Raw genomic sequence first — 25,970 nt, 5'->3', positions numbered from 1 at the left:
AACGTGGGTCCGGCTCGAGGGTCCTCTGCAGGACCCTCGCCTTCCAGGGAAGGAGGCTAATTTACAGCGGCTTTGCCGCCAATGTCCGACCTCCCCCATCTATGGGGGAGGTGGCGAGCGAAGCGAGACGGAGGGGGCTCTCGCTAAAGTTGCTCCCACTGTCCGCGCATCCATCAGCGGCTTCGCCGCCATTGGAATCCTGACGACTCCACACAAATAACGCGAAAGTGCCTCCGCAGCAGGCCGGAGTCTCGCTGCCCCCTCCGGGGGAAGTCCCGCGAAGCGGGCAAGGGGGTGCATTTACCGCAAAGCGGCTGGTGGGCAGCCTCAATTCTCTTCACTCAATTCTCAATTCTTAAAAATACAGCTAAAAGCCCCCGCCCGTTCGCACGCACACTTCCCCAACCGCCCCTTTGCATTCCCCTTCCAAAGCTACTACACTTATAAATGGAAGATTGTATTTTACAGAAAGGAAGCGGTTCTTATGGATACGACCTGCAAAGGGGCGGGGCTGTTTCCCCATCCTCCCATTATGGTTCCCGAAATCGGGGGCCGGGAGCTTTCGAAGATGGCCCTCACCATTGAGACGGAAGAAAAAGCCATGAAACGTATGGTGGAGAGCGGCATAGAGACGGTGGTGGTCATTTCCCCCCACAATCTCTGTTTCTACGACGGGCCGGCCCTCTTTATTGCTGACGCCATTTCCGGCAGTCTCTCGGCCTTTGGCCATCCGGAAGTATCCATGGAACTTTCCATTGACCGCATGCTGTCGGAAGCCATCCTGAAGGAAGCGGAGCCCCTGATCCCGCTCCACCGGGTGGATGCGGCGGAAGCGGCCCGTTACAGGAGATCCCTCACCGTGGACTGGGGCACCTTTGTGCCCATGTACTACCTGCTGAAGGCGGGATTCCAGGGCCGGGCAGTGATGCTGTCTCCCTGCTTCTCCAATTACGAGCTCAATGAAATCCTGGGCACCATCGTGGAGCGTTCCGCCGCCCGGCTGGGGAGAAAGATCGGCGTCATCGCCTCAGGAGACCTGTCCCACAAGATGGCCCCCAATTCTCCGAACGGCTACACCCCCAAGGGCATCGTCTTCGACCGGGCGGTCATGGACGCCCTGAAGCGGCGGGACAAGAGGCCCCTCACATCCATGACCGACGATTTCATCGAAGAAATCGCCATGTGCGGCCTGCCGTCGGTGTACTTCCTCTTCGGCATCCTGGGAAAGAAGAAGGCGGAAATGCCCTATATTTCCCACGAAGGTCCCTTCGGCGTAGGCTACGGGGTATGCCTGTACCTGCCGGAAGGAGGAGAACCGGAAAAGCCGGAAAGCGACATCCGGGTACGGCTGGCCAAAGAAAGCATCCGGCACTACCTGGAGACCGGGAAGCTCATGAAAGTCCCCGGTGGCCTGCCGCCGGAACTTTCCGGCAAAGCCGGTGCCTTCGTCTCCATCCATGAATTCGGCGCCCTCCGGGGCTGCATCGGTACGTTCCTTCCCTGCTATAAAAATGTGGCGGAAGAAATCATCCACAACGCCAAAGCCGCCGCCATTAATGACCCCCGGTTCCCGCCCATCGTTTCCCGGGAACTGCCGGACCTCTCCATCTCCGTGGACGTACTGGACACTCCGGAGCCCTGCGAAGAAAAGGACCTGGACCCGAAGACCTACGGAGTCCTCGTAGAACGGGGCGCCCGCCGGGGCCTCCTCCTGCCTGACCTGGAAGGGGTGGACACGGTGAAGAAACAGATCGCCATTGCCAAGCGGAAAGCGGACATCGGAGAGGACGAACCGGTACAGCTGTATCGGTTCCGGGTGAAGAGGTATTATTGAGAGAGTTGAGAGTTGAGAGTTGAGAGTTGAGAGTTGAGGTCCAGCCGCTGCGCGGCGGTAACCGTGGATAAGCGTAAAGCCATACATGCGGGGCTTTGAGCCTTTAGCCTTGAGCCTTGAGCTGGACAGCGGCTCCGCCGCCGTTGGAATTCTGATGACTCTGCCCCAAAAACGTGAAATTGACTCTGCACAAGGCTCCCTTCTCCGAAGGGAGCTCCCCACCGGGGTGAGGGATTCTGTTGGTAGCGCCGCAGGCGAATCAGACTTCCTAGCTGCTAACAGCTAGAAGCTAAAAGCCCCTGCACGCTCACCGGTCCCCCGCCCTTCAGACTCAGATTACATTTTATTTTTCCCATTTTTCATGGTATAATACCAATAGAAAGAGACAGCCGGTACAATTCCGTGGGCTAGACGGAACGGCTCCCTCAACTATATTGTGTTTGAAGAAAGCCTTCCGAAAGCCATTTGGGATGGCTTTTTTCATGTGTTACTTCTTATTAGAAGACATGATGAATGCTACAAGCATGCCGAAAGATATCATCAAAGACAAGATTTCGTAATCGCTCATAGTATCACCTCCCCACATGGATAGTGAAGAGGAAAAGCCACGTACCTGCTGCCTTACATGTATTATATTCTATTTCGAACATTTGTGCAATTCAACAAATTAGTTGTTGAAGAATTAAGGATCGGCGTAATACAAACTCCGCGCCGCCTATTTTTCTGCTGCGGCGCACATCCATTCCTCATTCCTCATTCCTAATTCCTAATTATCTAGAGGTGTTTTCCATGGAAAGTGCTTATTATACGAAAGAAGACAAGGGCACCGTGGTCTGCGGGCTCTGTCCCCATCACTGCCGAATCCCGCCGTCCGGGAAGGGATGGTGCCGGACCCGGTGGAACGACCATGGCCAGCTGAAGGTCCTCACCTACGGCCTGGTGACCTCCGCCGCCCTGGACCCCATCGAGAAGAAGCCCCTCGCCTTCTTCCACCCCGGAAGCCGCATCCTTTCCCTGGGCAGCTGGGGGTGCAACATGTGCTGCGCCTTCTGCCAGAACTGGGAAATCTCCCAGAAAGAGCCGGAGTCCCGGAAAGTGACGCCGGACCAGGTGCTCCGCCTGGCGGCCTCCCTCCAGGTGGAAGGGAACATCGGCGTGGCCTGGACCTATAACGAACCCTCCCTGTCCTTCGAATTCATCCGGGACACGGCGCCCCTCATCAAAAAGGCGGGCATGGTGAACGTCATGGTGTCCAACGGCTATATCAGCGAAGAGCCGCTCACGGACCTCCTCCCCTATATAGATGCCTGGAACATAGACCTGAAATCCTGGGACCCCACATTCTACCGCAGCATCTGCGGTGCAGGCAGGGACGACGTCCTCCGCACCATAAAGATGGCATCAGAAGTGAGCCACGTGGAACTGACAAACCTCGTGATCCCCGGAGAAAACGATGACCCCCGACAAATGGAGGAAATGGCATCCTGGATCGCGTCGGTGGACAAGGACATACCCCTCCACATGACCCGCTTCTTCCCCCGGTACCGCATGGTAGACCGGGGCCCCACCCCCATCAGCACCCTGGTCTCCCTCGGCCGGATTGCCCGGAAGCACCTCACCCGGGTCCGCATAGGCAACTTGAGCGGGGAAGACCTGCTGCTGCATGGGTGGAGGAATTGACCTGCGGCAGCAGGTCAGATCGAGACCGAGGTCGAGGCGTATAGCCGCTTCGCGGCGGAGACATCAGACAATCAGACGTCAGATAAAGCCAGCGATTCCGTTATTGTACTATCTGACACTTACCGTATAACGTCATCTCGAGCGGTGTGGACATGCTGTATGACGCTACAGTCAAGAATCGCTACAGCTACGATGAGTCGAGAGATCTCTCAGAGATATGACTATGACGGGGACAAAGCAGAATTGAGATTTGAGAGTTGAGATTCAGCCTACGGCGCCTCCATCAGCTAACCTCCGTCAAATGAGGCCGAGATCGAAACCGAGATCGAGGCGTACAGCCGCTTCGCGGCGGAGACATCAGACCATCAGACGTCAGATAAAGCCAGCAATTCCGTTATTGTACTATCTGACACTTACCGTATAACGTCATCTCGAGCGGTGGTAAGTATGCCCATATTCCTCCACCCTTAAGAATCGCTACAGCTACGATGAGTCGAGAGATCTCTCAGATAGTTGACTGTGACGGGGGGTAAAAGCAGAGTTGAGTTCCAGCCTGCGGCGCAGGGCCCACCAGAATCCCTCTGTCACTGCGTGACATCCCCCTTTGATAAAGGGGGACTATCCAATAGCGGCTGGCGCCGTGTGAATCCAGCCTGCGGCGCTTCCAACAGCTAACCTCCGTCAAATGAGACCGAGACCTAGATCAAGGTGTATAGCCGCTTCGCGGCGGAGACATCAGACAATCAGACGTCAGATAAAGCCAGCGATTCCATTATTGTACTATCTGACACTTACCGTATAACGTCATCTCGAGCGGTGGTAAGTATGCCCAAAGACTCTATCCATAAAAGCCGCTACAGCTACGATGAGTCGAGAAATCTCTCAGATAGTTGACCGTGACGGGGGGTAAAAGCAGAATTGAGATTTGAGGAAAGAGAATTGAGGTCCCGCCTGCGGCGCAGAACCCACCAGAATCCCTCTGTCACTGCGTGACATCCCCCTTTGAGAAAGGGGGACTATCCAATGGCGGCTGACGCCGTATGAACCCCGCCTGCGGCGCCTCCATCCGCTAACCTCCGTCGCCTTCGGCGCCACCTCCTTCCCGAGGAAGGAGGCTGCCTATCAGCGGCTCTGCGCACAATTGCCTCTCCCCCTAACTCGTCATCTCGAGCGGTGGTTAATGTGCCTAAAGACTCTATCCATTAGAATCGCTACAGCTTCGATGAGTCGAGAGATCTCTCAGATAGTTGACCGTGACGGGGGGGTAAAAGCAGAATTGAGATTTGAGGAAAGAGAGTTGAGGTCCAGCAACTTTGCCGCAGAGCCCGCCAGATTCCCTCTGTCACTGCGTGACATCCCCCTTTGATAAAGGGGGACTATCCCATGGCGGCTGGCGCCGTATGAATCCGGCCTGCGGCGTCTCCATCAGCGCCTCCGGCGCATCTATCCTCCGCCTTTGGCGCGCCCCTTCTCCAAGGGGCTGCATGCTTTGGGATTATCTCACATAGAGAGAATAACCATAAGTACGTGCCCCCTTAGAGAAGGGGGCAGCCCAAAGGGCAGGGGATGGATCTGCCTCGCAGAGGCAGATCCTGCGAAGCAGGCTAAGGGGTGGCATTGGCGGAGCAATCGCCAGGCCTCAATGTTTCACTCAATTCTTAAAATACAGCTGGAAGCCCCTGCCCATCCCCACGCTGCATAGCCATACGTCACCTGCCACGGAGCGGCTGATCGCCCAGCTACCAGCCACTAGCCACCAGCACCTAAAAAAAACGCTGCATTTCGCAGCGTCTTTTTTCTTTAGTCCCTCTCGAAGAGGTCCCTTGTATAGACTTTATTTTTCACGTCGTCCAGCACGTGGTCGTAGCGGTTGGCTATGATGGCGCGGCTTTCTTTCTTGAAGGCATCGAGGTCATTGACTATCCGGCTGCCGAAGAAGGTGCTTCCGTCTTCCAGGGTGGGCTCATAGATGATGATGTCCGCCCCTTTGGCTTTGATCCGCTTCATGACGCCCTGGATGGAGCTCTGGCGGAAGTTATCGGAGTTGGACTTCATGGTGAGCCGGTACACGCCGATGGTGACAGGCTTTTCTTTCGCCTCGTCGTACTCGCTGCCGGCGTGGTAGTAGCCTGCTGCCGCCAGGACCCGGTCGGCGATGAAGTCTTTCCGGGTGCTGTTGGACTTCACGATGGCTTCGATGAGGTCTTCCGGCACATCCTTATAGTTGGCCAGGAGCTGCTTCGTATCCTTCGGGAGGCAGTAACCGCCGTAGCCGAAGGAGGGGTTGTTGTAGAATTCTCCGATCCGGGGATCCAGGCATACGCCGTCGATGATTTCCCGGGTGTCGAGGCCCTTCATTTCCGCATAGGTATCGAGCTCATTGAAATAGGATACCCGCATGGCCAGGTAGGTATTGGCGAAGAGCTTCACCGCCTCCGCCTCCGTAAATCCCATGAACCGGGTGGGGATATTTTCCTTAATGGCCCCTTCCTGGAGAAGCCTTGCAAAGGTATGGGCTGCCTTCACCAGCCGGGGATCCTCCAGATCCGTGCCTACGATGATACGGCTGGGATAGAGGTTATCGTAGAGGGCCTTCGATTCCCGCAGGAATTCCGGGCTGAAGAGGATATTCTTCGAACCCGTTTTTTTCCGGATTTCTTCGGTGTATCCCACGGGGATGGTGGACTTGATCACCATGATGGCATGGGGATTCACCTTCATTACCAGGTCGATGACTGCCTCCACGGAAGAGGTGTCGAAAAAATTCCGCTGGGTATCATAATTGGTGGGGGTGGCGATGATGACGATTTCCGCATCTTTATAGGCCGCCTCCCCGTCGGTGGTGGCGGTGAGGTCCAGATCCTTCTCCGCCAGGTACTTTTCGATGTACTCATCCTGAATGGGCGACTTCCGATGATTCACCATGTCCACCTTTTCCGGAATGATATCCACTGCCATCACATGGTTGTGCTGGGAAAGAAGGGTGGCCAGAGAAAGGCCCACATACCCCGTACCTGCTACTGCTATATTCATACTGTTCCTCCCTGTCGGTTATATTAGAAATGGTATATTTTATATCATTATATCATTCTATTCCGGATAATGGCTGAATAAAATTCCAGTTCAATTCGTTTCATCTCTGTCATGTGATATAATATGGACTAGTCTTTTAAATTTATATATCATAATTATGAAGGAATAAACGATGCTAAAGAAACCAATCATACTCCCAGAGGGTTATCCATTCATCTTTGCGACGCTCCTTCTCGGACTGGCTCTGTGCTATGTGAAATGGTACTACATCGCCGTGATTCCATTCATCCTGTGCAACTATTTCACCTATTTCTTCCGCTGCCCACCGAGAAATAACAAAATTCCCGGTGGCGACGATGTCCTCGTCTCTCCGGCAGACGGCACGGTGGTGGATGTATCCCATGACGTGGAAGAGGATATGTTCCTTGGGGAAAAATGCCACAAAATCACTATTTTCCTTTCCATCTTCGATGTCCACTGCAACCGGGCACCTATGGAAGGAGATATTAAATACCAGTCCTATACCCAGGGCCGATTCCTTCCTGCCTATAAAGAGGGAGTAGGCTTTGTCAATGAGCAGGGGGCCATCGGTATTACCGGCAAGAAACGGTCCATCCTGGTCATTCTCATCGCCGGTATCCTGGCGAGACGGGTGGTATCCTGGAAGAATCTGGGAGACCATCTGGCAAAAGGGGAACTCTACGGTATGATTAAATTTGGCTCCTGCACGGAGCTCTATATTCCCGGGGACTGCGACATCCTTGTCAAAAAAGGAGACAAGGTGAAAGGCGGACTCACGGTGGTAGGGAGGCTGAAGTAAGTGAATAAATCATGGGTAGCAAATACAGTGACCGCGGCAAATGCATTTTTTGGCGGGCTGTCTATCATGATGTCCATATCCGGAAATTTTAAAACCGCTGCTGTGTTCATTCTGATTGCCATGGTGGCAGACGCCCTGGACGGCCGTGTGGCCCGGGCCTTGCATACCGCTGGTCCCATGGGAGTAGAACTGGATTCCCTTTCCGATGATATTTCCTTTGGCATCGCTGCTGGGGCCCTCATGTACGCCTACCAGCTTCATGAAGTGGGCCCCCTCGGATTCATCCCCTGCGCCCTGCTTGGTACATTCTGTGCCTTTCGACTAGCCCGGTTCAATGTAAAAGTCACCAGCGTTCACGGTTATTTCGAAGGGCTCCCCTGCCCAATGACCGGCATCATCGTGGCATCCTATGTCCTCTCGGGGGCTAAGATCTGGAACTGGCTGGCCGTAATCTGCGTGCTCATCCTGGCCTTTCTTATGGTCAGCGAAATCCACTATCCCGATAACAAGGGCGCAAGTGCAGACCAGCTGCACTTGCCGGCCATCATTATTTGTCTGGCATTTTTTATTATCTGCACATTCTTTTACTGGCCCATTTGGGCAGCAGCCTTATCTGCGGCCTTTATCCTCTTCGGCATGATGAATACATTCCTAAATCGAAAGCAATTTAAGAAAAACTGAAAACCAGAAAAACAAAAGCGGTATGAACTGATTTGTTCATACTGAGTATTCCGCAGTAGGTGTACCGCCTGTCCGCCAAGGTGTACCGTTTGTCCGCCGAGGTGTACCGCTTGCCATTTTTAGGTAACTTCTTGAACTATTGGTGTACATACCAGCTAAAATACTTCTAAATTCTTTTAATAAATATATTAATATTAGGCTTCCTGCCATAGAATGAAAACAGGGACATAGTATTTCCCTTTGTTCTATGAAAGGAGGCCTTTTAATATGGCCAATTTTGCCAGGATCCGGCTCATCCTGGAGCTCCATGACCGCGGAATGTCTCAAGATGAGATTGCCCGCTCCCGTCACATGTCGAGGAGTACGATTACTACCGTACTGCGAACGGCGCGGAAGAAGGGCATCACTTATGCGGGCATCCGCAAGCTGGATGATGCAGCACTGCAAAAGCTCTTCTTCCCTGACCGGCCGGAAGGTTCAGACATGTACGAGCTGCCGGATTACGAATCCATCCATGAAGAGCTCAAGAAGCCGGGTGTGACTCTTTCATTGCTCTGGACGGAGTATCGTGACAGGTGTCACCAGAATGGAAACATTGCTGTAGGGCATACCAAGTTCTGTGAGGATTACGGCCGGTACTGCACAACCCATGACCTGACCAATCATCTGGAGCATAAGCCCGGAGCCCAGTGCGAGGTCGATTGGAGCGGGCCGACCATGCAGATCATCGACCGTGACACCGGCGCGACCATTTCCGTGCATCTCTTTGTTTCCTGCCTCACATACAGCAGGTATGCCTACGTGGAGGCCACGCTGGATATGAAGATGGATACATGGCTCCGGTGCCATGTTCACATGTACGAGGCATTTGGCGGCGTTCCTGTGCGGACAGTCTGTGACAATCTCAAAACCGGCGTTGTGAAGCATCCCAAAGAGGGTGAAGTGGTTCTCACCGACGCCTATGAGGCACTTGGGCTTCATTATTCAACTGCTATTATGCCTGCCGGTGTGCGGAAGCCCAAGCAGAAAGCATCCGTGGAGAATACGGTTGGAAATATTGCCACCGCTATCATCGCCCGTCTTCGCAACAAGGTTTACTTCACTCTTGGCGAGCTGCAGAAGGATGTAGTAACTGCTACAGATAAGTACAACCGGCAGCCCTTCCAGAAAAGGCAGGGAAGCCGCTATGAAGTATGGCTGGACGAGAAGAAATATCTCCGGGCTCTTCCACGAGCTCCTTATGAAATCGCCGCGGTTATTCTGGGAAGGAAAGTATATCCCAATTTCCACGTTTCCTTTAAGAAAAACTGGTACTCCGTTCCCTACGTATACCGCGGGCAGTCCGTGGACATCCGTTACACCGACAAACTTGTGGAAATCTACTGCGGAAACCGGCGTATTGCCTCCCATATCAGATTTCCTGACTACATGACCAACCACTATTCCACACGCCCGGGAGATATGCCGGATGCATTCAACCAGCCGGAAATGGACAAGGGCCGCATCTGTGCCTGGGCAGAGAAGATCGGACCTTGTACGTCGGAAGTCATCAGGAGGATTTTTGACAGTGTAACCATAAAAGAGCAGGGCTATAATGCTGCATTGGCCGTTCTGCATCTCAGTCAGAAATATCCGAAGGACCGCTTCGAGAATGCCTGCCAGTATGCTTTAGCCCACACAACATCGCCCCGCTACAACTATCTTAAAGCTGTATTAGGGAACAATCAAGACAAAATCCTGGACGGCGTACATTCCGCCCGTTATGAAAATACCGGAAAACACAGTATTTCCGAAAAAGGCGCTTACATCCGCGGTGAATAATACGCACCAAGTGAGCCACCCAATACGCTCCTCAGAGCCACCCAATACGCAGGTGAGAGCCACCTGCTTTTTTGTTTGAATACGCGCTAGAGAGCCACCAATTGTCCTTGTACAATGGACTTGTGGAGATATTCCCACTTGTTCTACGAAAGGATGTGGTTTCAATGGCTAATGAAAAAGAGATTTTAGTTCACTTTCTCCACGGTGAAAGCCAGCGCTCCATTTCCAGAACGCTCCAAGTATCCCGCAATACAGTTTCCAAAGTTGTTACGGCATACCAGGTACAGGGGTTGGATCCTGGCAAATTGCCGGAGCTGCCTGACGATGTGCTTCACCAGAAGTTATTCCCGGATGATGTAGCTGCATCTCTCCAAACACCTCCGGATTATGCCTTTGTGCATAAAGAACTTTTGAAAGACGGTGTTACGCTCAAACAGCTTTGGGAAGAGTATGTGATGGATTGTCGTGAAACGGGAAAGCTTTATTTCCGCTATACACAGTTCTGTAAGAAGTACCGGGATTACGTGAGTTCCAACCGCCTGACCATGCATATCCACCACAAACCTGGTGAGAGACTGATGGTGGATTGGGCCGGTACTACAATTCCTTTGTACAACCCTGTTACAGGAGCGATATCTAAGACATATATGTTTGTATGTACACTGCCTTTCAGTATGTACTGCTATGCCGAAGTATTTCCGGATATGAAAGAGGAATCATGGATTCAGGCACATATCCACGCATTGGCATTTTTCGGTGGCTCCACGCGGCTTCTTGTACCGGATAATCTTAAGACCGGAATCGTTTCTAACAGGAAATACGAAGACCCTGTGGTCAACAAGGCATACCAGGAATTGGCAGATCACTATGGCATGACGATTCTGCCAGCCCGTGTGTTAACGCCAAAGGATAAAGCTGCCGTTGAAGGAAGTGTTGGTCAGCTCACCACTCACATCATCGGAAAGCTACGCAACCATCATTTTTTCAGCCTGTATGAGATTAATTCAGCTGTGGACGGGCTGCTTAAGAAATTCAACAAAGCGCCTTTCCAAAAGAAGGATGGAAGCCGGTATTCCGTATTTCTTACCGAAGAGCTTCCTTTTCTCCAGCCGCTGCCCCGTTTCCCTTATGAGTATGCAGAATGGCGGAAAGCCACGGTGCAGCTTAATTACCATATAACCGTAGATCACCAGAATTATTCCGTATCTTTCCGCTATGTTCACAAAAGAGTCGATGTCCGGCTCACCAGCAAAGTAGTAGAAATTTACTATGAAGGGACCCGGATTGCCAGCCACAGACGTCTTACCGGTCGCTGGGGACAGTATGATACGATTACAGAGCACATGCCTCCCAATCATCAGCTGTACAGCCAGTGGGATGGAAACCGTTTCCGCCGTTGGGCTAAGAAATGCGGTCCATCTGCAGAAATAGTGGTAAACAGACTCTTAAGCAGCTACCGTGTAGAAGAACAGGCTTACAAAGGATGCATTGGGCTTTTGAAGCTCAGTGAAAAATACGGAACCGACCGTTTGGATAAGGCTTGCCGCCTTGCATTGGAGAAAATGCCGGTTCCCCGCTACAAGCTGGTCAAAGGCATTTTAGATGAAAAACTGGATATTGGACTTACACCGGAAGAATCCGAATGCCAGACGGCCCCGCAAAGTAATGCTGACGACAATTCCCATGCTTTCGTAAGAGGTGCCGCTTACTATGGAGGTGATCACCATGAAGAATGACACTATTCGTAAATTGCAGGAAATGAAATTGTCCGTCATGGCCAAAGCCTATATGGATCAGATTGAGAACCCCGAACAATATGCTGACATGACTTTTGATGAGCGCCTTACACTCATTGTCGACAAAGAATCCGATGCACGCCTCAACAATAAGCTGAAGCGGCTCATCAAGAATGCCCATTTTTCCGACAGCCAGGCTGATCTTTCCGGGATTCAGTATCTTCCTGACCGTCACCTGGATCGGAATCTCATCAACTATCTGAAAACCAATGCCTATATCGACAAACAGCGTAATGTAATCCTTTGCGGTGCCACCGGTTGCGGAAAGACGTTCATCGCCAATGCATTGGGCCTCAATGCCTGCCGTGCCGGATACAAAGTTCTGTATCTTCGGCTGCCGGATTTCTTCATGGATTATTCTTTGGCAGAATCCAAGAATAAGCAGAAAGACTATCTGAAGAAGCTTCAGAATGTTCGGCTCCTTATTCTTGATGATTTCTTGCTATTTCCCGTTAAAGCGAACGGAAGCGACAGCCTTCTGGAACTTCTGGAATACAGACTTGGAAAGGTATCTACGATTTTCTGCTCCCAGTTGTCCTATTCCGGATGGCATCAGCAGCTTGGTGGCGGAGCCGTGGCAGATGCCATTCTTGACCGGATTATCCCAGGCTCCTATAAACTCGAGATTCAAGGGCAAGTTTCCATGCGCCAACGGCTTGCTGAAGAAGAAATGAAGGGTTCAAAAGTAAAAGTTGCCGCTGACTAACAAATATAGATAATGCAGGAGAGCCGTCCACTGTCCACCGACTGCGGACGGCTCTCATCTGCGTATTTGCTTTTTTTACCAAGGCCACCAAGGTGGCTCTCAACCGCGTATTGGGTGGCTCTCAAACGGCGTAATATTCACCGCGGCGCAGACTATTATGGAGGAAAGACAAAATGATCAATGAAGAAACACAGCGGAAACTCCGCAACATGAAAATGGAACCTCTGGTAGAAGCCCTGCAGAACCAGCAGAGTGATCTGGAATCTTATGCCCCTTTGGACTTCGATTCGAGGCTGACACTGGCCATCGATGAATGCTATTCAGTAAAATTGGATGATCGCATCCGGAGGCTTACGCATATTGCTAAGTTCCGCTATCCTGATGCCGATGTTCACACCCTTATCCTGCAGGGAAGAGGATTCAGCCGTGAAGAAATCCTTGGCTATGCCAGCTGCGGTTACATTGAGCGCCATAAGAACCTGATCATCAACGGATTTACCGGAGTAGGAAAGACCCACCTCGCCTGTGCTTTAGGGAAAGAGGCCTGCCGCCATCTGTACAGGGTCAAGTATTTCCGCATGCCGGAGCTTATGGAACAGTTCAATTATGGAACCGAAGTCGGACGGAGCGTGGCCAGCATTGTAAAGAAGTTCTCCGGCTACGATCTCCTCATCATCGACGAATGGCTTCTCGAGATGCCGACGGAAGTGGAGCAGCAGTATCTTCTTGAAATCTTGGAAAACAGGTACGATGCCCATTCTACTATTTTCTGTTCCCAGTACAAAAGCTCAGAATGGTATCCGCGCCTCGGTGATGGGGTTCTGGCCGATGCGATTATGGACAGGATCATTCACAATGCCTACCACATCAATTGCGGATCAATGAATATGAGAGAATATTTGAATAGCACCGATGCGAAAAATGACTAAATTATTTTAACATCATAACCTAAAGAATAAGCGGTACACCTTGGCGGATAAGCGGTACACTTTCCGCGGAAAGGCGGTACCGCTTTTTCGGATAGGCGGTACACCTGTTGCGGAATATTCACATACCGCTTTTCAATTCAAATCTTACTGACCTTGTGTATCAGCTCTTCCCACATAGTCCACATACAGTCTGGCTTGTACTGCTGCACTAGTTCACGACCTGTCTTGCCCATCCGGATTCTAAGATCTGCATCATCCATTAATGCAGACAAGGCCTTGGATAATAACATCTGTTCATTATCCACCAAAAAGCCAGTTTCTCCTTCATGAATCAGCTCATTGGTACCACCGCAGGTCTTGAGCCCGATACAAGGAAGCCCTGCCGACATGGCTTCCGCCAGTCCCTGTGGAAATCCTTCACTGGTACTGGGAATGCAAAAAATATCACTCCGATAATAAACCTCTTCGATGTGGTTTGTTTTGCCTTTCAGTAAAATTCGGTCTCCCAGATGCTTTGATTTCCTCTTCCATACTTTTGGCATAATGGGAACTTTTCTCTCCCCAGAATTCTACATTCCAGTCCGGATACCGATTTGCCAATGTTGCAAAGGCCTGGACCAGCAATTTCTGATTTTTCCTCCCAGATACGTTTCCTACACAGGAAATAAGGTGTTTTCCCTTTTCTTTCCCTGGAGTAGCCTGGTACTCTGCTGGAAAGACTGCATTTCCGATTGCCACCACCGGAACGCCGGGAAAATATTTCTTCGCAACTTCTACCTTCGATGGCCAGAGAACCTGGATAGCTGCACTTTTAGCAACTGCCTCCCTTTCCTCATCAGAAAGAAGGGGCATCTGCACCGCCGGATCACCACGGAACATGGTAATTACAGATCCCTGATAATCAGCATTAGTAATTACATACTTCGTAGAAGGTGCAGAACAGGAAAGAATGACATCTGCCGGATATTCATTCAGGAATCGGCGTATCCGTGGACCATACTGTCTTCCTTTAAATTCTGCATTGATGCCCTGCGCCTTTTTCTGACTGAAAAGCCGAGTCAATTCTCGATATACCCGCAGGGTAAAAGGTAATTTTTCCAAGACCACTTTATGTCCATTTTCAAAGAGAATATTGAGCTGCCTTACCTTCGAATCAATGGGAAATGGGGTTGCCCTTCTATACCATCCCGATACAGTACAGTCACATCATATCCATTTTTCACAAGGTCACTGGACAGGTAGCAGGTCAGCTTTTCTACTCCTCCTGGCATATCCACATAATGGGTCCCAAAATGAGCTATTGTAATCCTCATGATTCTCCTTTAAAATCCTATGACTGCAGGCTTATTGATTTACAAGCTTCTATTAATAAACAATGTTATATTATTATTTTTTCATCTTGCTAATTTTATGCCTAGCATAGAATACACAAAAAATATCCATATTATGCAATATACACCAGCCAAGGAATTTATCTCTCCAACGCCCTTTAATGGGATATCTTCTCAGATCACGAATAGCCTTAACTAGTTTCTCTATGAAGTTTTCAGGTAAGTCATGATTCACTAAAGATATTGAATAGGCCTTAACAGCCCCTGATAATGCTCGGCTCGCACAGTGATTCATTAAATCTTTATAGTTTTCCTCGCAAATACGAAGTCGATAATACCAAATACTAAAATTGCCCATATAATATTTCCCATCGCAAGTATGCCGAATGGAATTAGGGTTGTCCCCGATGTGATAGTAAAGTACCTTGGGAATAGTCTCAACGTGACGAGCTTTTATAAACAAGCGGATTGACATATACCCATCTTCTGCAGAACGCTCCATTTCTTCCGGAACCTGCTCTCCAACCCAAAAATCTCTTAATGAAGCAAACCTCCAAAGGGTGGAGTATTGACCGGTAACGGACTTGCGACGCATAGCAGAGATTTCCTCTTCCTGCGGAATTTGTTCCTTCGTGACAACACCCTGATATTGATATTGGACACCATAAAGAACTAAATCAGCATGACTTCTATTCACAGCCTTTAATACATCTTCTACTAATCTTGAATCAGCTGAGTCATCTGCATCAACCCATACAATATATTTCCCCTGAGCCTTTTTGATTCCCAATTCACGAGCCTTTGCAACTCCCTGATTAACCTGATGAAATACACGAACCCGTGGGTACTTATCAGCATACGAATCACAAATCTTACCTGAATTATCCGGGGAACCATCATCAATTAAAAGCACTTCATAATTAGTCGCCGTCTGATGGACCAATGTGTCCAGGCACTTCTTCAAATATTTCTCCGCTTTATAAACTGGGACAATAATGGATACAGCAACTTCAGTCATTTTATCTCCTTTACATATCCGATTCCAATTTTACTTTTCCGTGCATAGTGCAAGAATCCTTAACAGGTAAGTCATATGAAGCTGAAGATAAATCATATTGCGGGGAATAAGCAGATGTCCTAACTCCCATGAGTCCACTTACCGTGTCAAATACAAGGTCATTGGTAAATACTCCAAGGCTGTTTCCCCGCAGATGCTTATCCAGCTCTGGCCTCTTTTTTTTCAGTTCTGAAGAAGCATAAATCCAACATGGTATACGAACCATGTCAAATGTGAAATGGCCTGTTCCATGGGTATATTTCATATCTTCCCCGTGATCTGAAACATACATAATAGAATCCGGGTGGATGCGCTTCATAAGAAAATCATATATCCCATGCAGTATATAATCTGTATACATAATGGACATATCATAATCATCAAGAGGCTTATCCAACTTTGAGCCGATTTCTTTTACATATTCTTTCGGCACCCGATCCTTATACCTAATATGGCTCCCCATGAGGTGAACAACAATAAAATGGTTCCCTTTATCCGGGATTGCGCTCAACAGGTCCAAAATCTGACTATCATCCCCCTGCCTTGCAACCGTCCATAGCTGATGATTTGCTTCTTCAGCGATTGAAACCGTAAGTGTATCATTAGCCCCATGATTACTTATCCACCATGTATCCATTCCTGCCGCTTTCGCTGCATCGACCAGTGATACCATATAGGAAGGGCCTTGGTGGTTATACTGATTCATCCCTGTCAGCATATAGGATAGGACCTGTGCAGTCTGCGAGAAACAGGCATAAGCTTTATCCAGAAAATAAAAATGTGAATCCTTTTTCATCTCTGTTTCCCAGGGGGTGGTATCTGCAAAATAGCCCTCATTGAAGGCTCTCATGTGATTCCTATTTGCACTCTCACCGATAATCAGGACCGTAGTCCTCGGATGACCATCCTCCAAGTGAACGTCCAATTTTTTAATATTATCTCCATGAACCTTGCTGATTTTCTTCATAGCTAAGATACTTCTCCGAGCTTCTTTCAGGTGTTTTATAGGATAACTGGACATTACATATTTTAATGACACCACAAAACAGAGCAGATTCAAAATAAAAGCCCCGTAAAAAGAGCCACCCTTTGAATAATTGATTGATAGCCCAAGATAATATGCAGAAAATCCTCCTACCAATAAAATACATGTAGCCAAGCACATAAAAAACCTTAAGATCCCAACTTCATCCAAGATGAATGCGCTTGCCTCTTTGGGATTTGTAAGCAATACAGGAATCATATCACCACTCTGGAAAACATTATGATATTTTGAAAAATACCATAAATAACTCCCAACAGAAACAATGGTAAAAAGTATAAATAGCGGAACTATGATTGAATCTGCAGTCTGCCCCCATTTCCCAAACCGAGGAAGAGTCATAACAAGTGAAGTAAATGCCATTCCGAATGTATACTCACTCTTCATTCGAGAAAAATCCTTATCTTCCGGTGACAATGCATGTCCCCTGACCCATGCAAAAGGCAATGTCCAACAAAATACAAGAAAGACGAATAGCACTCCATCTGCTGATAAAAAAGAAATGCCGGAAGCCCAAGATGACAAAGCCATATAAATAAGACCAAATAATCCTATTCTTAGCCCACGCCATTTATATAGATTTGTGCATCCTGCAATAATAGCAAACCCATATATAATTGCACTGATAATAAAAGGGTCAAATACTATTTGAAGAATCTCAACCATGATACCCCACATATATAAACTCAATTATTCTATTTTAAGTTTGATTTTAATCGCATGCTACCTGCTATAATCCCCATCAATGCGAAATACATCCTACTTGGAATTTTATTAATTATAGTCGTATCTACCATTCCCTGTAAAAAGAACGATAAAAATATGATCGAAATTAAAAGGCACCAATAATAATCGCGTTGCTTTCTAACAGTTGCATAGAGTCCTGCTATAGTTGCTGCCAAGTAGATTAAATAGCCAAAACCGCCTAAAGTTCCGCCGGTAGACATATAATAGAGCATCATGTTATGGGGCATACTAAGGCCCTGCTCATGTACATTTATAGGATGATATTTCCCGTAATAGTTTTCCTCCCAGTGGTCCGCACCAACACCAATCATTTTGTGTTCTTCCCACATCTGGATGGATGCTGTAATCATCGGACCTCTTTCTCCACCCAGTTTGACTTCATGCCGACCGCTTTGCATATAGTAAGCACCCAAACCAGCAAAAATAATTGTAGCAGCAACCACAATAATACTTATTTTTTTTACCAAAGGTGAAATAAAATTTCTCGTTTCAAATACAGCTATTATTATGCCTATGATAACCGATGCGGAAAGCGCAATAAGTGCTCCCCTGGAACGAGTCATTACAAGACAGACAATAGCAGATACCAAAACAATAACAGATAGAATCCTATACCATTTGTCCTTATTTTTAATATCTGCATATACAATACAAGGTGCCATAAGATTAATCATAGTACCAAAATGGTTAGGATTAGCATAAGAACTTAAAATTCGAATCCCTGGTTGCAAATACCACTGGTATAGACCAATAGCACAGGCAATCGCCAATCCAACCAGAATCCCCCATCTGATTCCTTTTTCTACTTGATACTTTGCTGAAATCCACCAAGTCATGAAGAAGGGGATTACCAAAGCAAAATGATCTACAGCCTTTAATATATCCCGGTAATCTTCATGTAGTACTGCTGATAAGATAAACAGAAAATAAAGAGCTAAGATCCCCAAAGCCATATAAACGAATGGCTTCGTAACCTTTGGTAAAAAACGACATCTCTTTTTATAAGAAAAAGCTGCATCACCAATAAAAAATATAGCGAAAATTATAAATGCATAGCTGGAATAGGCAGCGGTAAAACGGCACGATAACATAACAAGAAACAGACTTATTACCACCCCAGCAATGCCGTTCAATTTAGCAATTTGCATAACGAATCCCTTTTGTTTACTTCTTTAATTATTTTAAGGCTGTTGGATCTTCTTGAATCTTCACATCCCCATTTTTAGAAACAGCCTTATCACAAGTCAGGCCATAATGGAGCGAGGAAATATCATATACAGTATCATATTCATTATTAATCGCTCTCATAATACCACAAACCATGTCATAGACCAAATCATTGGTAAATATACGATTCTCATTTACTCTTAGATTGTTAGCCACAGCGGAATGGTTATTTTTATATTCCGATGACAGATAAACGAAACAGGGGGAATGTATCATATCCCATGTGAAGTTTCCATCCCCATGGAATCGAACCATGTCTTCTCCATGGTCGCCAAAGTATACCATGGCCTGCAGATTCATATTATCTTTCGCATACTGATATATATTCTTCAGCACTTCATCTGTATATTTAATGCTGGAATCATAATCATCGACTTTTTTCGAATTCCCATCCACATGAATTCTGTCAAAATCAGGTGGTATCCGATCCCGATACCGATCGTGACTTCCTTCCAGATGAATCACAATGAAATTGCTCTCCGTTGTTGGAACTGTCTTAAGATAATCCATAACCTTCATATCATCCCCGCCAGGATGAGTGGTAGTGAAGCTCTTTTTCGATGAACCAGAAACAAGAGCTAATGTCATATTTCCTGGTGATGGAGCCTGATTGCTAATAAAGTAACTATTATAACCAACTTTATTAGCCACATCCGTGATCGTTATCATATCATTCCGATCCACTCCATTATACTGGTTAAGATTCGTCAACGCCATGGAAAGAGCTTTCTCTGTCAGCGGATAACAGGAGTATGTATTTTTAAGGAGGTAAAAATCAGGATTATTTTTTTTAGAAGAAAGCCACGGAGTTGTTTCTGCTGGATAGGAAGGATTAAAAGCTTTCATATGATCCCGATTTGTACTTTCGCCAATAACAACTATGACTGTTCCCTTCATTTTGTCCGGTGTATTCCCAATAAAATGGAACTTTTCCATATTTTCATTATGTTTAGCCATGGCTGCTTTTGCTCTTACCAGATATTTATGGGCCACATGGTAAGGCCATGCTGGGTAAATTCTGGGAATCCAATGGGCTATAGTTACCAAAGATGCAACAACCAGTATCCCCAAAACCACTTTACGAAGTATGGATACGGCTCTATCTTCATCTACTTCATCTTTTCTCATACCCTTATAGACAAGAAATGCTATAAAAGCCATGTACAAAATAAATGCAATAATCACAAGAGCTAACGTACCATAACCCATATGAGACTGCAGAAACTCTATTGCTTCTTTTTTATTCGTAAGCAATACAGAAATCATATCCGTAGAGGTAAAACCTGCGCCGAAAATTCTGTAATAAGAGATATATACAAAGGTGCTGAGCGACAGATATCCAATCAACAGAAAGTTAAATAATCCCAGTACTGGTCTTACTTTCCGGCTGAAGGAGCCGAAATATTCCAGCAGGAATGTGAATACCAGCACTGGCATGAGTGTCAGCACATCATTATTCAATGCTTCTACCCGGATGCCCCAGGTGCCGCCGGACTTCACTTCAATGTAAGAGAAGGCTGCCAGCCAGAAATAAAAGATAACGAGCCCCGGCCGCCAGGATGGATGGAGAAGGCTCCTTCCTGTCACCAGCTGCGCTATGAAAACGAAAATAAACCCTGCCAGTATATTCCGGAGACCATGGGTCCAGTTTCCCAGATCCGTCACTCCCACCATGGCAAACCAGCCATAAATCAATGCCATAGCGACAAAAGCCAGTAAAGCATATTTCCCTGTTTCTTTACTCTTCATAAAATACTCCCGTTCCTATCAGTAAATTTTATACAGGTCCTGTTATCCGTTTTATCCCAACCTGCAGAATGAATCTCAAAGCCATACAGCATATCTTATTTATTATAACTGTATTTATAGAGTAAGCAAGGAATTTATGGATATATAAGTAAAAATACCTATTCTCTATAGGAATAAACAGATTCCCTGCTAAAAAGTCATACATTCTCTACTTTACCTAAGCCGAAAACCTGACTTTACTCCCCAGCGGCCCATCAAAAATAGAAGGAACCCCTGTCCCACTATCTGACCGACAGTCACTTGTGATATAATAATTTACGTTAAATTTATACTTTGTTTACAAGTTTTAAACAAAAATCTGAGATTGAGGCATTTTATGAAAAAGACTATTTTTTATGCTTTGCTCTGGCCCCTGGGTATCGCCGTGGTGATCATGGCGATTCTTCACCTGGGCGGCGATTTTCCGGATATCCACAGCTACGTGCAGCCCCGGCTGGGAGCGGCGCTCCTGGTGATGTTCATCGTGTCCTTCGGGCTTTCCCTCACCATGAACCGGGCCTACCTGAAGCGGCTCCTCCCCTGGGCGGTGATTTTGCCTATCCTGTGGGCGGGGACCTTTACCTGGGCCTATGGCTTTGCGTCCCTTCCGGAGAAGAAGCATCTCGGTGACTACTACGTGCTGGGGGCTCTTCTCTTTGCACTTCCCTATGTGTACACTGCCCTCACGGCGAGGTTGAAGAAATTCCGCTCCCTGTGGACGGTGATTGCGGGAATTTACACCTTCTTCATGGTGCTTCTCCCCTTCATCTACATCGGCTACTACGTGCTCTTCGGCGGAGAAATGGATATGTTCGCCATGATGGCAGTCCGTTCCACCCATGTGAAGGAAATCAAGGATTTCTTCCGCACCATGGGTTCTCCCATGCATCTCGTCATGGCGGTGATTGCCCTGGGCATCGTCATTTCCTGTGCCGTGGGTCTCGCCCGGTCCATGATGAAGGCGGCCCGGTCCTTTGAGGGTCCCTTCCTCCGGGGCAGCGGCCGGGCTTATACCATAGGGCTGGCGGTGATCTCCATCCTCTTCTTCGGCGGATTTTATCGCCAGATCACCCACGTCTTCCCGGCGTCCATCATCAAATCTCTGAATTCCAAGGGCAGCGAATACCAGCTGCTCCAGAAGCTGAACGATAACCTGGACAAGAACGTAAAGACCATGGCCTTTGTGCCGCCGGATCCCGGTGACGGCATCGACGAGGGCACCCACATCGTCATTATCGGGGAAAGCGCGAACCGGGACCACATGAAGGCCTTCACCCCGGACTACCCGGAGAATACGACGCCCTGGCTCTCCGAAATGGCGAAGTCCCCGGACTTTGCCCTGGGCTACCACGCGTACTCCAATTTCCCGAATACCCTCTTCTCCCTGTCCTACGCCATGACCAGTGCCAACCAGTACGGCGACATGTCCCTGGAGCACGTAGTGAGCATGGTGGACGTGGCGAAGGTGGCGGGATATCGGACGGACTGGATTTCCTTCCATAACCGGAGCTCCATGTCCAGTGCCGGCGTCACCATGATCGCTGAGCGCAGCGATGGTTCCTACTGGGAAAAGAATTACGACGGCTATACCCTGGAAGTACTGAAGAAACTGCCTCCGGCAAAGAAGCGGGTCATCTTCATCAACATCGACGGCAGCCACTACACCTACATCGCCCGGGTACCGGTGGACCTCCGGGACAAGCTGGGCATTTCCAAAGAGGACCCTTACCACGACTATGACCTCACCATCGCCTACGACGACCGGGTGATGAAGGAAATCTTCGAATACGCCAAGGCAAACCTGAACCTGAAGTCCATGATCTACTTCTCGGACCACGGGGAAAATATGAAGCACTACCATACCACCTCCCCCTTCTACTACGACATGGTGCACATCCCCTTCTTCGTATACCTGTCGCCGGACTACCAGGCCGCCCATCCAGACCTCATGCCCACCCTGAAGTCCCACGAGCAGACGGTCTTCACCAACGACATGGCCTTCGATACGGTCACCGGCATCTGGCAGGCAAGGACCAACTTCTACCACTCCCAGTACGACTTCTCCTCCAAGGACTACGCCATCAATAAGGAGAACGCCACCACCTTCGAGAGGAAAAAGAGAATCGCCGACGATCCGGCGTGGGGGAAGGGAGATTGAGGTCGAGACCGAGACCGAGATCGAGGCCTTCAGCGGCTTTGCCGCAAAATGCACCTTGAGTCAGATCGAGGTCGAGGTTGAGATCGAGGGCTGTAGCGGCTTTGCCGTAAATGCACCCCCTTGCCCGCTTTGCGGGACTTCCCCCAAAGGGGGCAGCGAGGCTTCGGCCTGCGGCGCTTCTTTCTGTGCCCATCAGCTAACCCCAGCCCGGTGGGCAGCCCCTTCCCAAGGAAGGGGCCTTTTTCTGTGTCAATTTCGGGGTTTTGGGGTTGGAGACATCAGGATATCAACAGCGGCGAAACCGCGATTCGTTGACCTCCCCCATCTATGGGGGAGGTGCCCGTATGGCGGAGGGGGCTCTCGCTGAAGTCGCCCTGACCGTTCTTTCTCAATCCCATCGGCACTCTTCCTTTACAATTATTTACATCAAATCTCAGTTCTGCCTTTGTTCCGTCACAGTCAACTATCTGAGAGATCTCTCGACTCATCGCAGCTGTAGCGATTCTTGACTGTAGCGTCATACAGCATGTCCACACCGCTCGAGATGACGAGTGATATTTTAGGGCCAATAATACAGTGAATCTGTTGGTGGGCAGCCTCCTTCCTCGGAAGGCGAGGGTCCTGCAGAGGACCCTCGAGCCGGGCCCACGTTGATCGGCCAGCCGCCCAAAAGGAAAGCACTTTAATGTGCAGTATAAGTGCCAACTTGCGGCTGGCTTGCAGGTCCTATGCAGGACCTGCACATCTATACTGCACAATAAGACGCCTTCCTTTCGTGGCCCGGCGGTGGCGCCGTCAGGCGACGGAGGTTAGCGGATGGGAGCGCCGCAGGCCGGGGTCATACGGCGCCGCCGCCATTGGATAGTCCCCCTTTCTCAAAGGCGAAGACCCTGCAGAGGACCTTCGAGCCGGGCCCAAGTTGGTGCTTATACTGCACATAAAAGCACCTTCCTTTTGGGGCCCGGCCGGAATGATGTCACGCAGTGACAGAGGGATTCTGGTGGGCCCTGCGCCGCAGGCTGGACCTCGAGGAACTGTGGATGCCAAATCGAGTAACCAAAAACGCCATTTTACGAAACTGCGGCATGCCGCAGTTTTATAAAATGGCGTTTTGCTGTTATCTCTATATCACTTTATCTTCCAGCAGAAAGTCTATCAAAGAGACTATATGTACTCCTTCTGCATTATCATCTATCCCTTTATATAGTGTCAGGACATATTTATCATAGTTATCCTTGAGCATTTGCAGTGGCTCCAATTCTCGTTTCCATACTTTGGGGTCTGTCATGCTCTGGGTCACCTGGACATAGATTCTTTTTCCCTGTTTTTCTGCCACAAAATCAATTTCCCTATCTCCCAGTTTCCCCACTGCCACTTCAAATCCACGACGGAGGAGTTCAAAATATACGATATTCTCCAACATATGCCCGGTATCTCCTAATCTGTACCCAAGGAGATAATTTCTGAGTCCCGGATCCACAATATAATATTTCCCAAGGGTTTTCAGTTTTTCTTTTCCCCGAAGGTCAAATCTTTTGATTTCATAGAAAAGGTAGGCTTTTTTGATTGCTTCTACGTAGAGGGAAACCGTCTGGACTGCCGGAGCTCCGTGTTTCGTTTTGTTTTCAACCAGCCTTTCTGATATAAGGGTCCGGCTGATAGAGGAAAGGGATACACTGCTGCCTATAGAATCTGCAAGAAAAAGAATGATTTTCCTGAGGAGCAGGGCGTCCGCTTTTCTCCCACCATTCTCCCGGCTGTTCCTCTCCAGGATATCCCTGACTACTACGGTAGAATAGATCCCGTCAAGAAGCATCATTGATTTTTCCTGGGACAGCCCAACTGCTGAAACCCCCGGCATTCCTCCATAATGCATATAGGCTTCCAATACTTGACCTGCCTCTATTCCGGCTCCGGACGGGTCAATCATCATGGTCTCTGTACGGCCAAGAAAGTTTTTCCTTTTACTGACTGCCATATGGTTAAAGGAAATGAATTCCCTGAAAGACAGGGGGTACATTTTGATTTCCACATACCGCCCGGAAAGAAGTGTTGCATATTCCGATGACAGCAGATAGGCATTGGAACCGGTAACATAAATATCGCAGTCAAAATCAACGCGGAATGAATTGACCGCTTTTTCCCACCCCTCAACCAGCTGCGGTTCATCCAGAAAAATATACATTTTTTCTCCTGTCCGGCACCGCTGTTTCACGTACTGATATAACTCCTGCAGAGACATCCCGTTGAAAGACATGGACTCAAACTGCATATAGATAATCTGCTCCGGCTTTACATGATCATGGAGGATCCGGCGAATAACAAGACGCATAACACTGGATTTTCCGCATCGGCGTATACCTGTAATAATTTTCACCGGTTCCTGGTCACGAAAAGAAAGGATTCGATTTACATAGTCCTTCCTCTCTATCAGCAGTGCTGATTCCAATTTCTGCGCTTCTTCGCCTGTCATCATTCTCACTCCTTTGCTGACTCCATTATGTCACAATTCCATCTGTCCGTGAAGTTTTTGAAAATATTTTTACTAATATATTTATTTTACGTATTTGTGAAAATATTTTCAAGAATTTAGTTTCAAAACAGCTGCCTGCTTATTCAAAGGATAGAAATGAGAATTGGGTGAAACATTGAGGTTCCGCGGCTTCGCCACAAAATGCACACTGAATCAGATCGAGGTCGAGATCGAAATCGAGATAATTAGCCTGCGGCGCTTCTGTCAGTTCCCTATAGCTAACCCCAGCCCGGTGGGCAGCCCCTGCCCGACTTCGTTGGGAAAGTGTCTCACTGATTTCTCGGTCGCCTGCGGCTCCCTACGAAATCAGTTCGCTTACTTCCCCAAGGAAGGGGCCTTTTTCTGTGTCAATTTCGAGGTTTGGGAATAGAGTCATCAGGGTTCCAATAGCAGCGCAGCTGCTGATAATTAACCTCCCCCATCTATGGGGAAGGTGCCCGCAGAGTGAACATCCTGCATAGGATGTTCACGTCTGGTCCAAGTTGGCGCTTATCCTGCACATTAAAGCGCCTTCCTTTTGTGACCAGACGGAGGGGGCTCTCACTGAAGTTGCCCTGACCGTTCTTTCCCAATCCCATCGGCACCCCTCCACCGCTAACGCGGTCCCCCGATCGCCTGCGCGATGAAAGTGTCTCACTGGATTTTCGCTCGCCTTCGGCTCCCTACAAATCCAGTTCGCTTACTTTTCCCCTCTAAAGAGGGGAGGTTGGGTCGCTTTTGCGGCGGAGCCGCAGATCGTTAGCCGCCTTCCTCGGAAGGCGAGGGTCCTGCAGAGGACCCTCGAGCC

At 48.6% G+C, this 25,970-nt stretch carries 17 protein-coding genes; 9 read left to right on the top strand and 8 right to left on the bottom strand.

The window, feature by feature from the left end:
- Positions 1-484: 484 nt before the first annotated feature.
- A complete protein-coding gene (gene amrA, locus ACFWUL_RS11040; protein ID WP_416177330.1) occupies positions 485-1,834 on the top strand; it encodes an AmmeMemoRadiSam system protein A in 1,350 nt (449 codons plus the stop codon).
- Positions 1,835-2,623: 789 nt separating this feature from the next.
- Complete coding sequence (gene amrS / locus ACFWUL_RS11035; protein WP_416177329.1) at positions 2,624-3,514, top strand: AmmeMemoRadiSam system radical SAM enzyme; 891 nt, start codon at positions 2,624-2,626, stop codon at positions 3,512-3,514.
- Between the two features lie 1,800 nt (positions 3,515-5,314).
- Here the strand turns inward: amrS and ACFWUL_RS11030 are convergent.
- Complete coding sequence (locus tag ACFWUL_RS11030) at positions 5,315-6,547, bottom strand: nucleotide sugar dehydrogenase (protein WP_416177328.1); 1,233 nt, start codon at positions 6,545-6,547, stop codon at positions 5,315-5,317.
- A gap of 172 nt (positions 6,548-6,719) precedes the next feature.
- Here ACFWUL_RS11030 and ACFWUL_RS11025 point away from each other — a divergent pair, with 172 nt between their 5' ends.
- The 6 genes from ACFWUL_RS11025 (at position 6,720) to ACFWUL_RS11000 (ending at position 13,300) form a co-directional block, all read left to right on the top strand.
- Positions 6,720-7,367 (top strand): phosphatidylserine decarboxylase, encoded by a 648-nt coding sequence (locus ACFWUL_RS11025; RefSeq protein ID WP_416177327.1) that lies wholly within the window; start codon positions 6,720-6,722, stop codon positions 7,365-7,367.
- A complete protein-coding gene (gene pssA / locus ACFWUL_RS11020) occupies positions 7,368-8,048 on the top strand; it encodes a CDP-diacylglycerol--serine O-phosphatidyltransferase (RefSeq protein WP_296955496.1) in 681 nt (226 codons plus the stop codon).
- Between the two features lie 267 nt (positions 8,049-8,315).
- Positions 8,316-9,869: an IS21 family transposase gene (gene istA, locus ACFWUL_RS11015; protein ID WP_416177326.1), complete on the top strand. Its 1,554-nt coding sequence runs from the start codon at positions 8,316-8,318 to the stop codon at positions 9,867-9,869.
- Between the two features lie 164 nt (positions 9,870-10,033).
- Complete coding sequence (istA, locus tag ACFWUL_RS11010) at positions 10,034-11,605, top strand: IS21 family transposase (RefSeq protein WP_416176889.1); 1,572 nt, start codon at positions 10,034-10,036, stop codon at positions 11,603-11,605.
- Positions 11,595-12,371 (top strand): ATP-binding protein, encoded by a 777-nt coding sequence (locus ACFWUL_RS11005; protein WP_322350056.1) that lies wholly within the window; start codon positions 11,595-11,597, stop codon positions 12,369-12,371. Before istA (ACFWUL_RS11010) ends, ACFWUL_RS11005 begins: the two co-directional genes overlap by 11 nt.
- Before the next feature lie 173 nt (positions 12,372-12,544).
- Positions 12,545-13,300 carry an ATP-binding protein gene (locus ACFWUL_RS11000; RefSeq protein WP_273185728.1) on the top strand — a complete coding sequence of 252 codons (756 nt, stop codon included), beginning with the start codon at positions 12,545-12,547 and terminating at the stop codon, positions 13,298-13,300.
- 137 nt (positions 13,301-13,437) lie between these two features.
- On the opposite strand, the gene ACFWUL_RS10995 is transcribed toward ACFWUL_RS11000, so the two are convergent.
- The 6 genes from ACFWUL_RS10995 to ACFWUL_RS10970 form a co-directional block, all read right to left on the bottom strand.
- Complete coding sequence (locus ACFWUL_RS10995) at positions 13,438-13,842, bottom strand: glycosyltransferase (RefSeq protein ID WP_416177325.1); 405 nt, start codon at positions 13,840-13,842, stop codon at positions 13,438-13,440.
- Positions 13,843-14,442: 600 nt separating this feature from the next.
- On the bottom strand, positions 14,443-14,613 hold the full coding sequence (locus ACFWUL_RS10990) for a hypothetical protein (protein ID WP_416177324.1): 171 nt from the start codon (positions 14,611-14,613) through the stop codon (positions 14,443-14,445).
- A gap of 73 nt (positions 14,614-14,686) precedes the next feature.
- Complete coding sequence (locus ACFWUL_RS10985; RefSeq protein WP_416177323.1) at positions 14,687-15,649, bottom strand: glycosyltransferase family 2 protein; 963 nt, start codon at positions 15,647-15,649, stop codon at positions 14,687-14,689.
- A 10-nt stretch (positions 15,650-15,659) separates the two neighbouring features.
- Positions 15,660-17,396, bottom strand: a complete 1,737-nt coding sequence (locus tag ACFWUL_RS10980) for a phosphoethanolamine transferase (RefSeq protein WP_416177322.1) — start codon at positions 17,394-17,396, stop codon at positions 15,660-15,662.
- Positions 17,397-17,425: 29 nt separating this feature from the next.
- Positions 17,426-18,625 carry an O-antigen ligase family protein gene (locus ACFWUL_RS10975; RefSeq protein WP_416177321.1) on the bottom strand — a complete coding sequence of 400 codons (1,200 nt, stop codon included), beginning with the start codon at positions 18,623-18,625 and terminating at the stop codon, positions 17,426-17,428.
- A gap of 28 nt (positions 18,626-18,653) precedes the next feature.
- Positions 18,654-20,453 (bottom strand): sulfatase-like hydrolase/transferase, encoded by a 1,800-nt coding sequence (locus ACFWUL_RS10970; protein ID WP_416177319.1) that lies wholly within the window; start codon positions 20,451-20,453, stop codon positions 18,654-18,656.
- A 376-nt stretch (positions 20,454-20,829) separates the two neighbouring features.
- Between ACFWUL_RS10970 and ACFWUL_RS10965 the strand changes: the two genes are divergently transcribed.
- Positions 20,830-22,650, top strand: coding sequence for a hypothetical protein (locus ACFWUL_RS10965; protein WP_416177318.1), 1,821 nt, complete (start codon positions 20,830-20,832; stop codon positions 22,648-22,650).
- A gap of 1,123 nt (positions 22,651-23,773) precedes the next feature.
- Here the strand turns inward: ACFWUL_RS10965 and ACFWUL_RS10960 are convergent.
- Positions 23,774-25,126 (bottom strand): ATP-binding protein, encoded by a 1,353-nt coding sequence (locus tag ACFWUL_RS10960; RefSeq protein WP_416177317.1) that lies wholly within the window; start codon positions 25,124-25,126, stop codon positions 23,774-23,776.
- Positions 25,127-25,970: the final 844 nt, after the last annotated feature.

It is taken from the genome of Dialister sp. (assembly GCF_047832375.1).
In the GTDB taxonomy this organism is placed as follows: Bacteria; Bacillota; Negativicutes; order Veillonellales; family Dialisteraceae; genus Dialister.
Note: the sequence above shows the minus strand (reverse complement) of the source record. Positions and strands in the feature narration are given on the sequence as shown.

Bases quoted from the DNA above. Each gene is read 5' to 3' on its own strand.
- ACFWUL_RS10970 (WP_416177319.1), bottom strand. From the start codon at position 20,453: ATGAAGAGTAAAGAAACAGGGAAATATGCTTTACTGGCTTTTGTCGCT.
- ACFWUL_RS10985 (WP_416177323.1), bottom strand. From the start codon at position 15,649: ATGACTGAAGTTGCTGTATCCATTATTGTCCCAGTTTATAAAGCGGAG.
- ACFWUL_RS11025 (WP_416177327.1), top strand. From the start codon at position 6,720: ATGCTAAAGAAACCAATCATACTCCCAGAGGGTTATCCATTCATCTTT.
- ACFWUL_RS10965 (WP_416177318.1), top strand. From the start codon at position 20,830: ATGAAAAAGACTATTTTTTATGCTTTGCTCTGGCCCCTGGGTATCGCC.
- istA (WP_416177326.1), top strand. From the start codon at position 8,316: ATGGCCAATTTTGCCAGGATCCGGCTCATCCTGGAGCTCCATGACCGC.
- ACFWUL_RS10980 (WP_416177322.1), bottom strand. From the start codon at position 17,396: ATGGTTGAGATTCTTCAAATAGTATTTGACCCTTTTATTATCAGTGCA.
- ACFWUL_RS11000 (WP_273185728.1), top strand. From the start codon at position 12,545: ATGATCAATGAAGAAACACAGCGGAAACTCCGCAACATGAAAATGGAA.
- ACFWUL_RS10975 (WP_416177321.1), bottom strand. From the start codon at position 18,625: ATGCAAATTGCTAAATTGAACGGCATTGCTGGGGTGGTAATAAGTCTG.
- amrS (WP_416177329.1), top strand. From the start codon at position 2,624: ATGGAAAGTGCTTATTATACGAAAGAAGACAAGGGCACCGTGGTCTGC.
- ACFWUL_RS10995 (WP_416177325.1), bottom strand. From the start codon at position 13,842: ATGCCAAAAGTATGGAAGAGGAAATCAAAGCATCTGGGAGACCGAATT.
- istA (WP_416176889.1), top strand. From the start codon at position 10,034: ATGGCTAATGAAAAAGAGATTTTAGTTCACTTTCTCCACGGTGAAAGC.
- ACFWUL_RS11005 (WP_322350056.1), top strand. From the start codon at position 11,595: ATGAAGAATGACACTATTCGTAAATTGCAGGAAATGAAATTGTCCGTC.
- ACFWUL_RS10990 (WP_416177324.1), bottom strand. From the start codon at position 14,613: ATGAGGATTACAATAGCTCATTTTGGGACCCATTATGTGGATATGCCA.
- ACFWUL_RS11030 (WP_416177328.1), bottom strand. From the start codon at position 6,547: ATGAATATAGCAGTAGCAGGTACGGGGTATGTGGGCCTTTCTCTGGCC.
- amrA (WP_416177330.1), top strand. From the start codon at position 485: ATGGATACGACCTGCAAAGGGGCGGGGCTGTTTCCCCATCCTCCCATT.
- ACFWUL_RS10960 (WP_416177317.1), bottom strand. From the start codon at position 25,126: ATGATGACAGGCGAAGAAGCGCAGAAATTGGAATCAGCACTGCTGATA.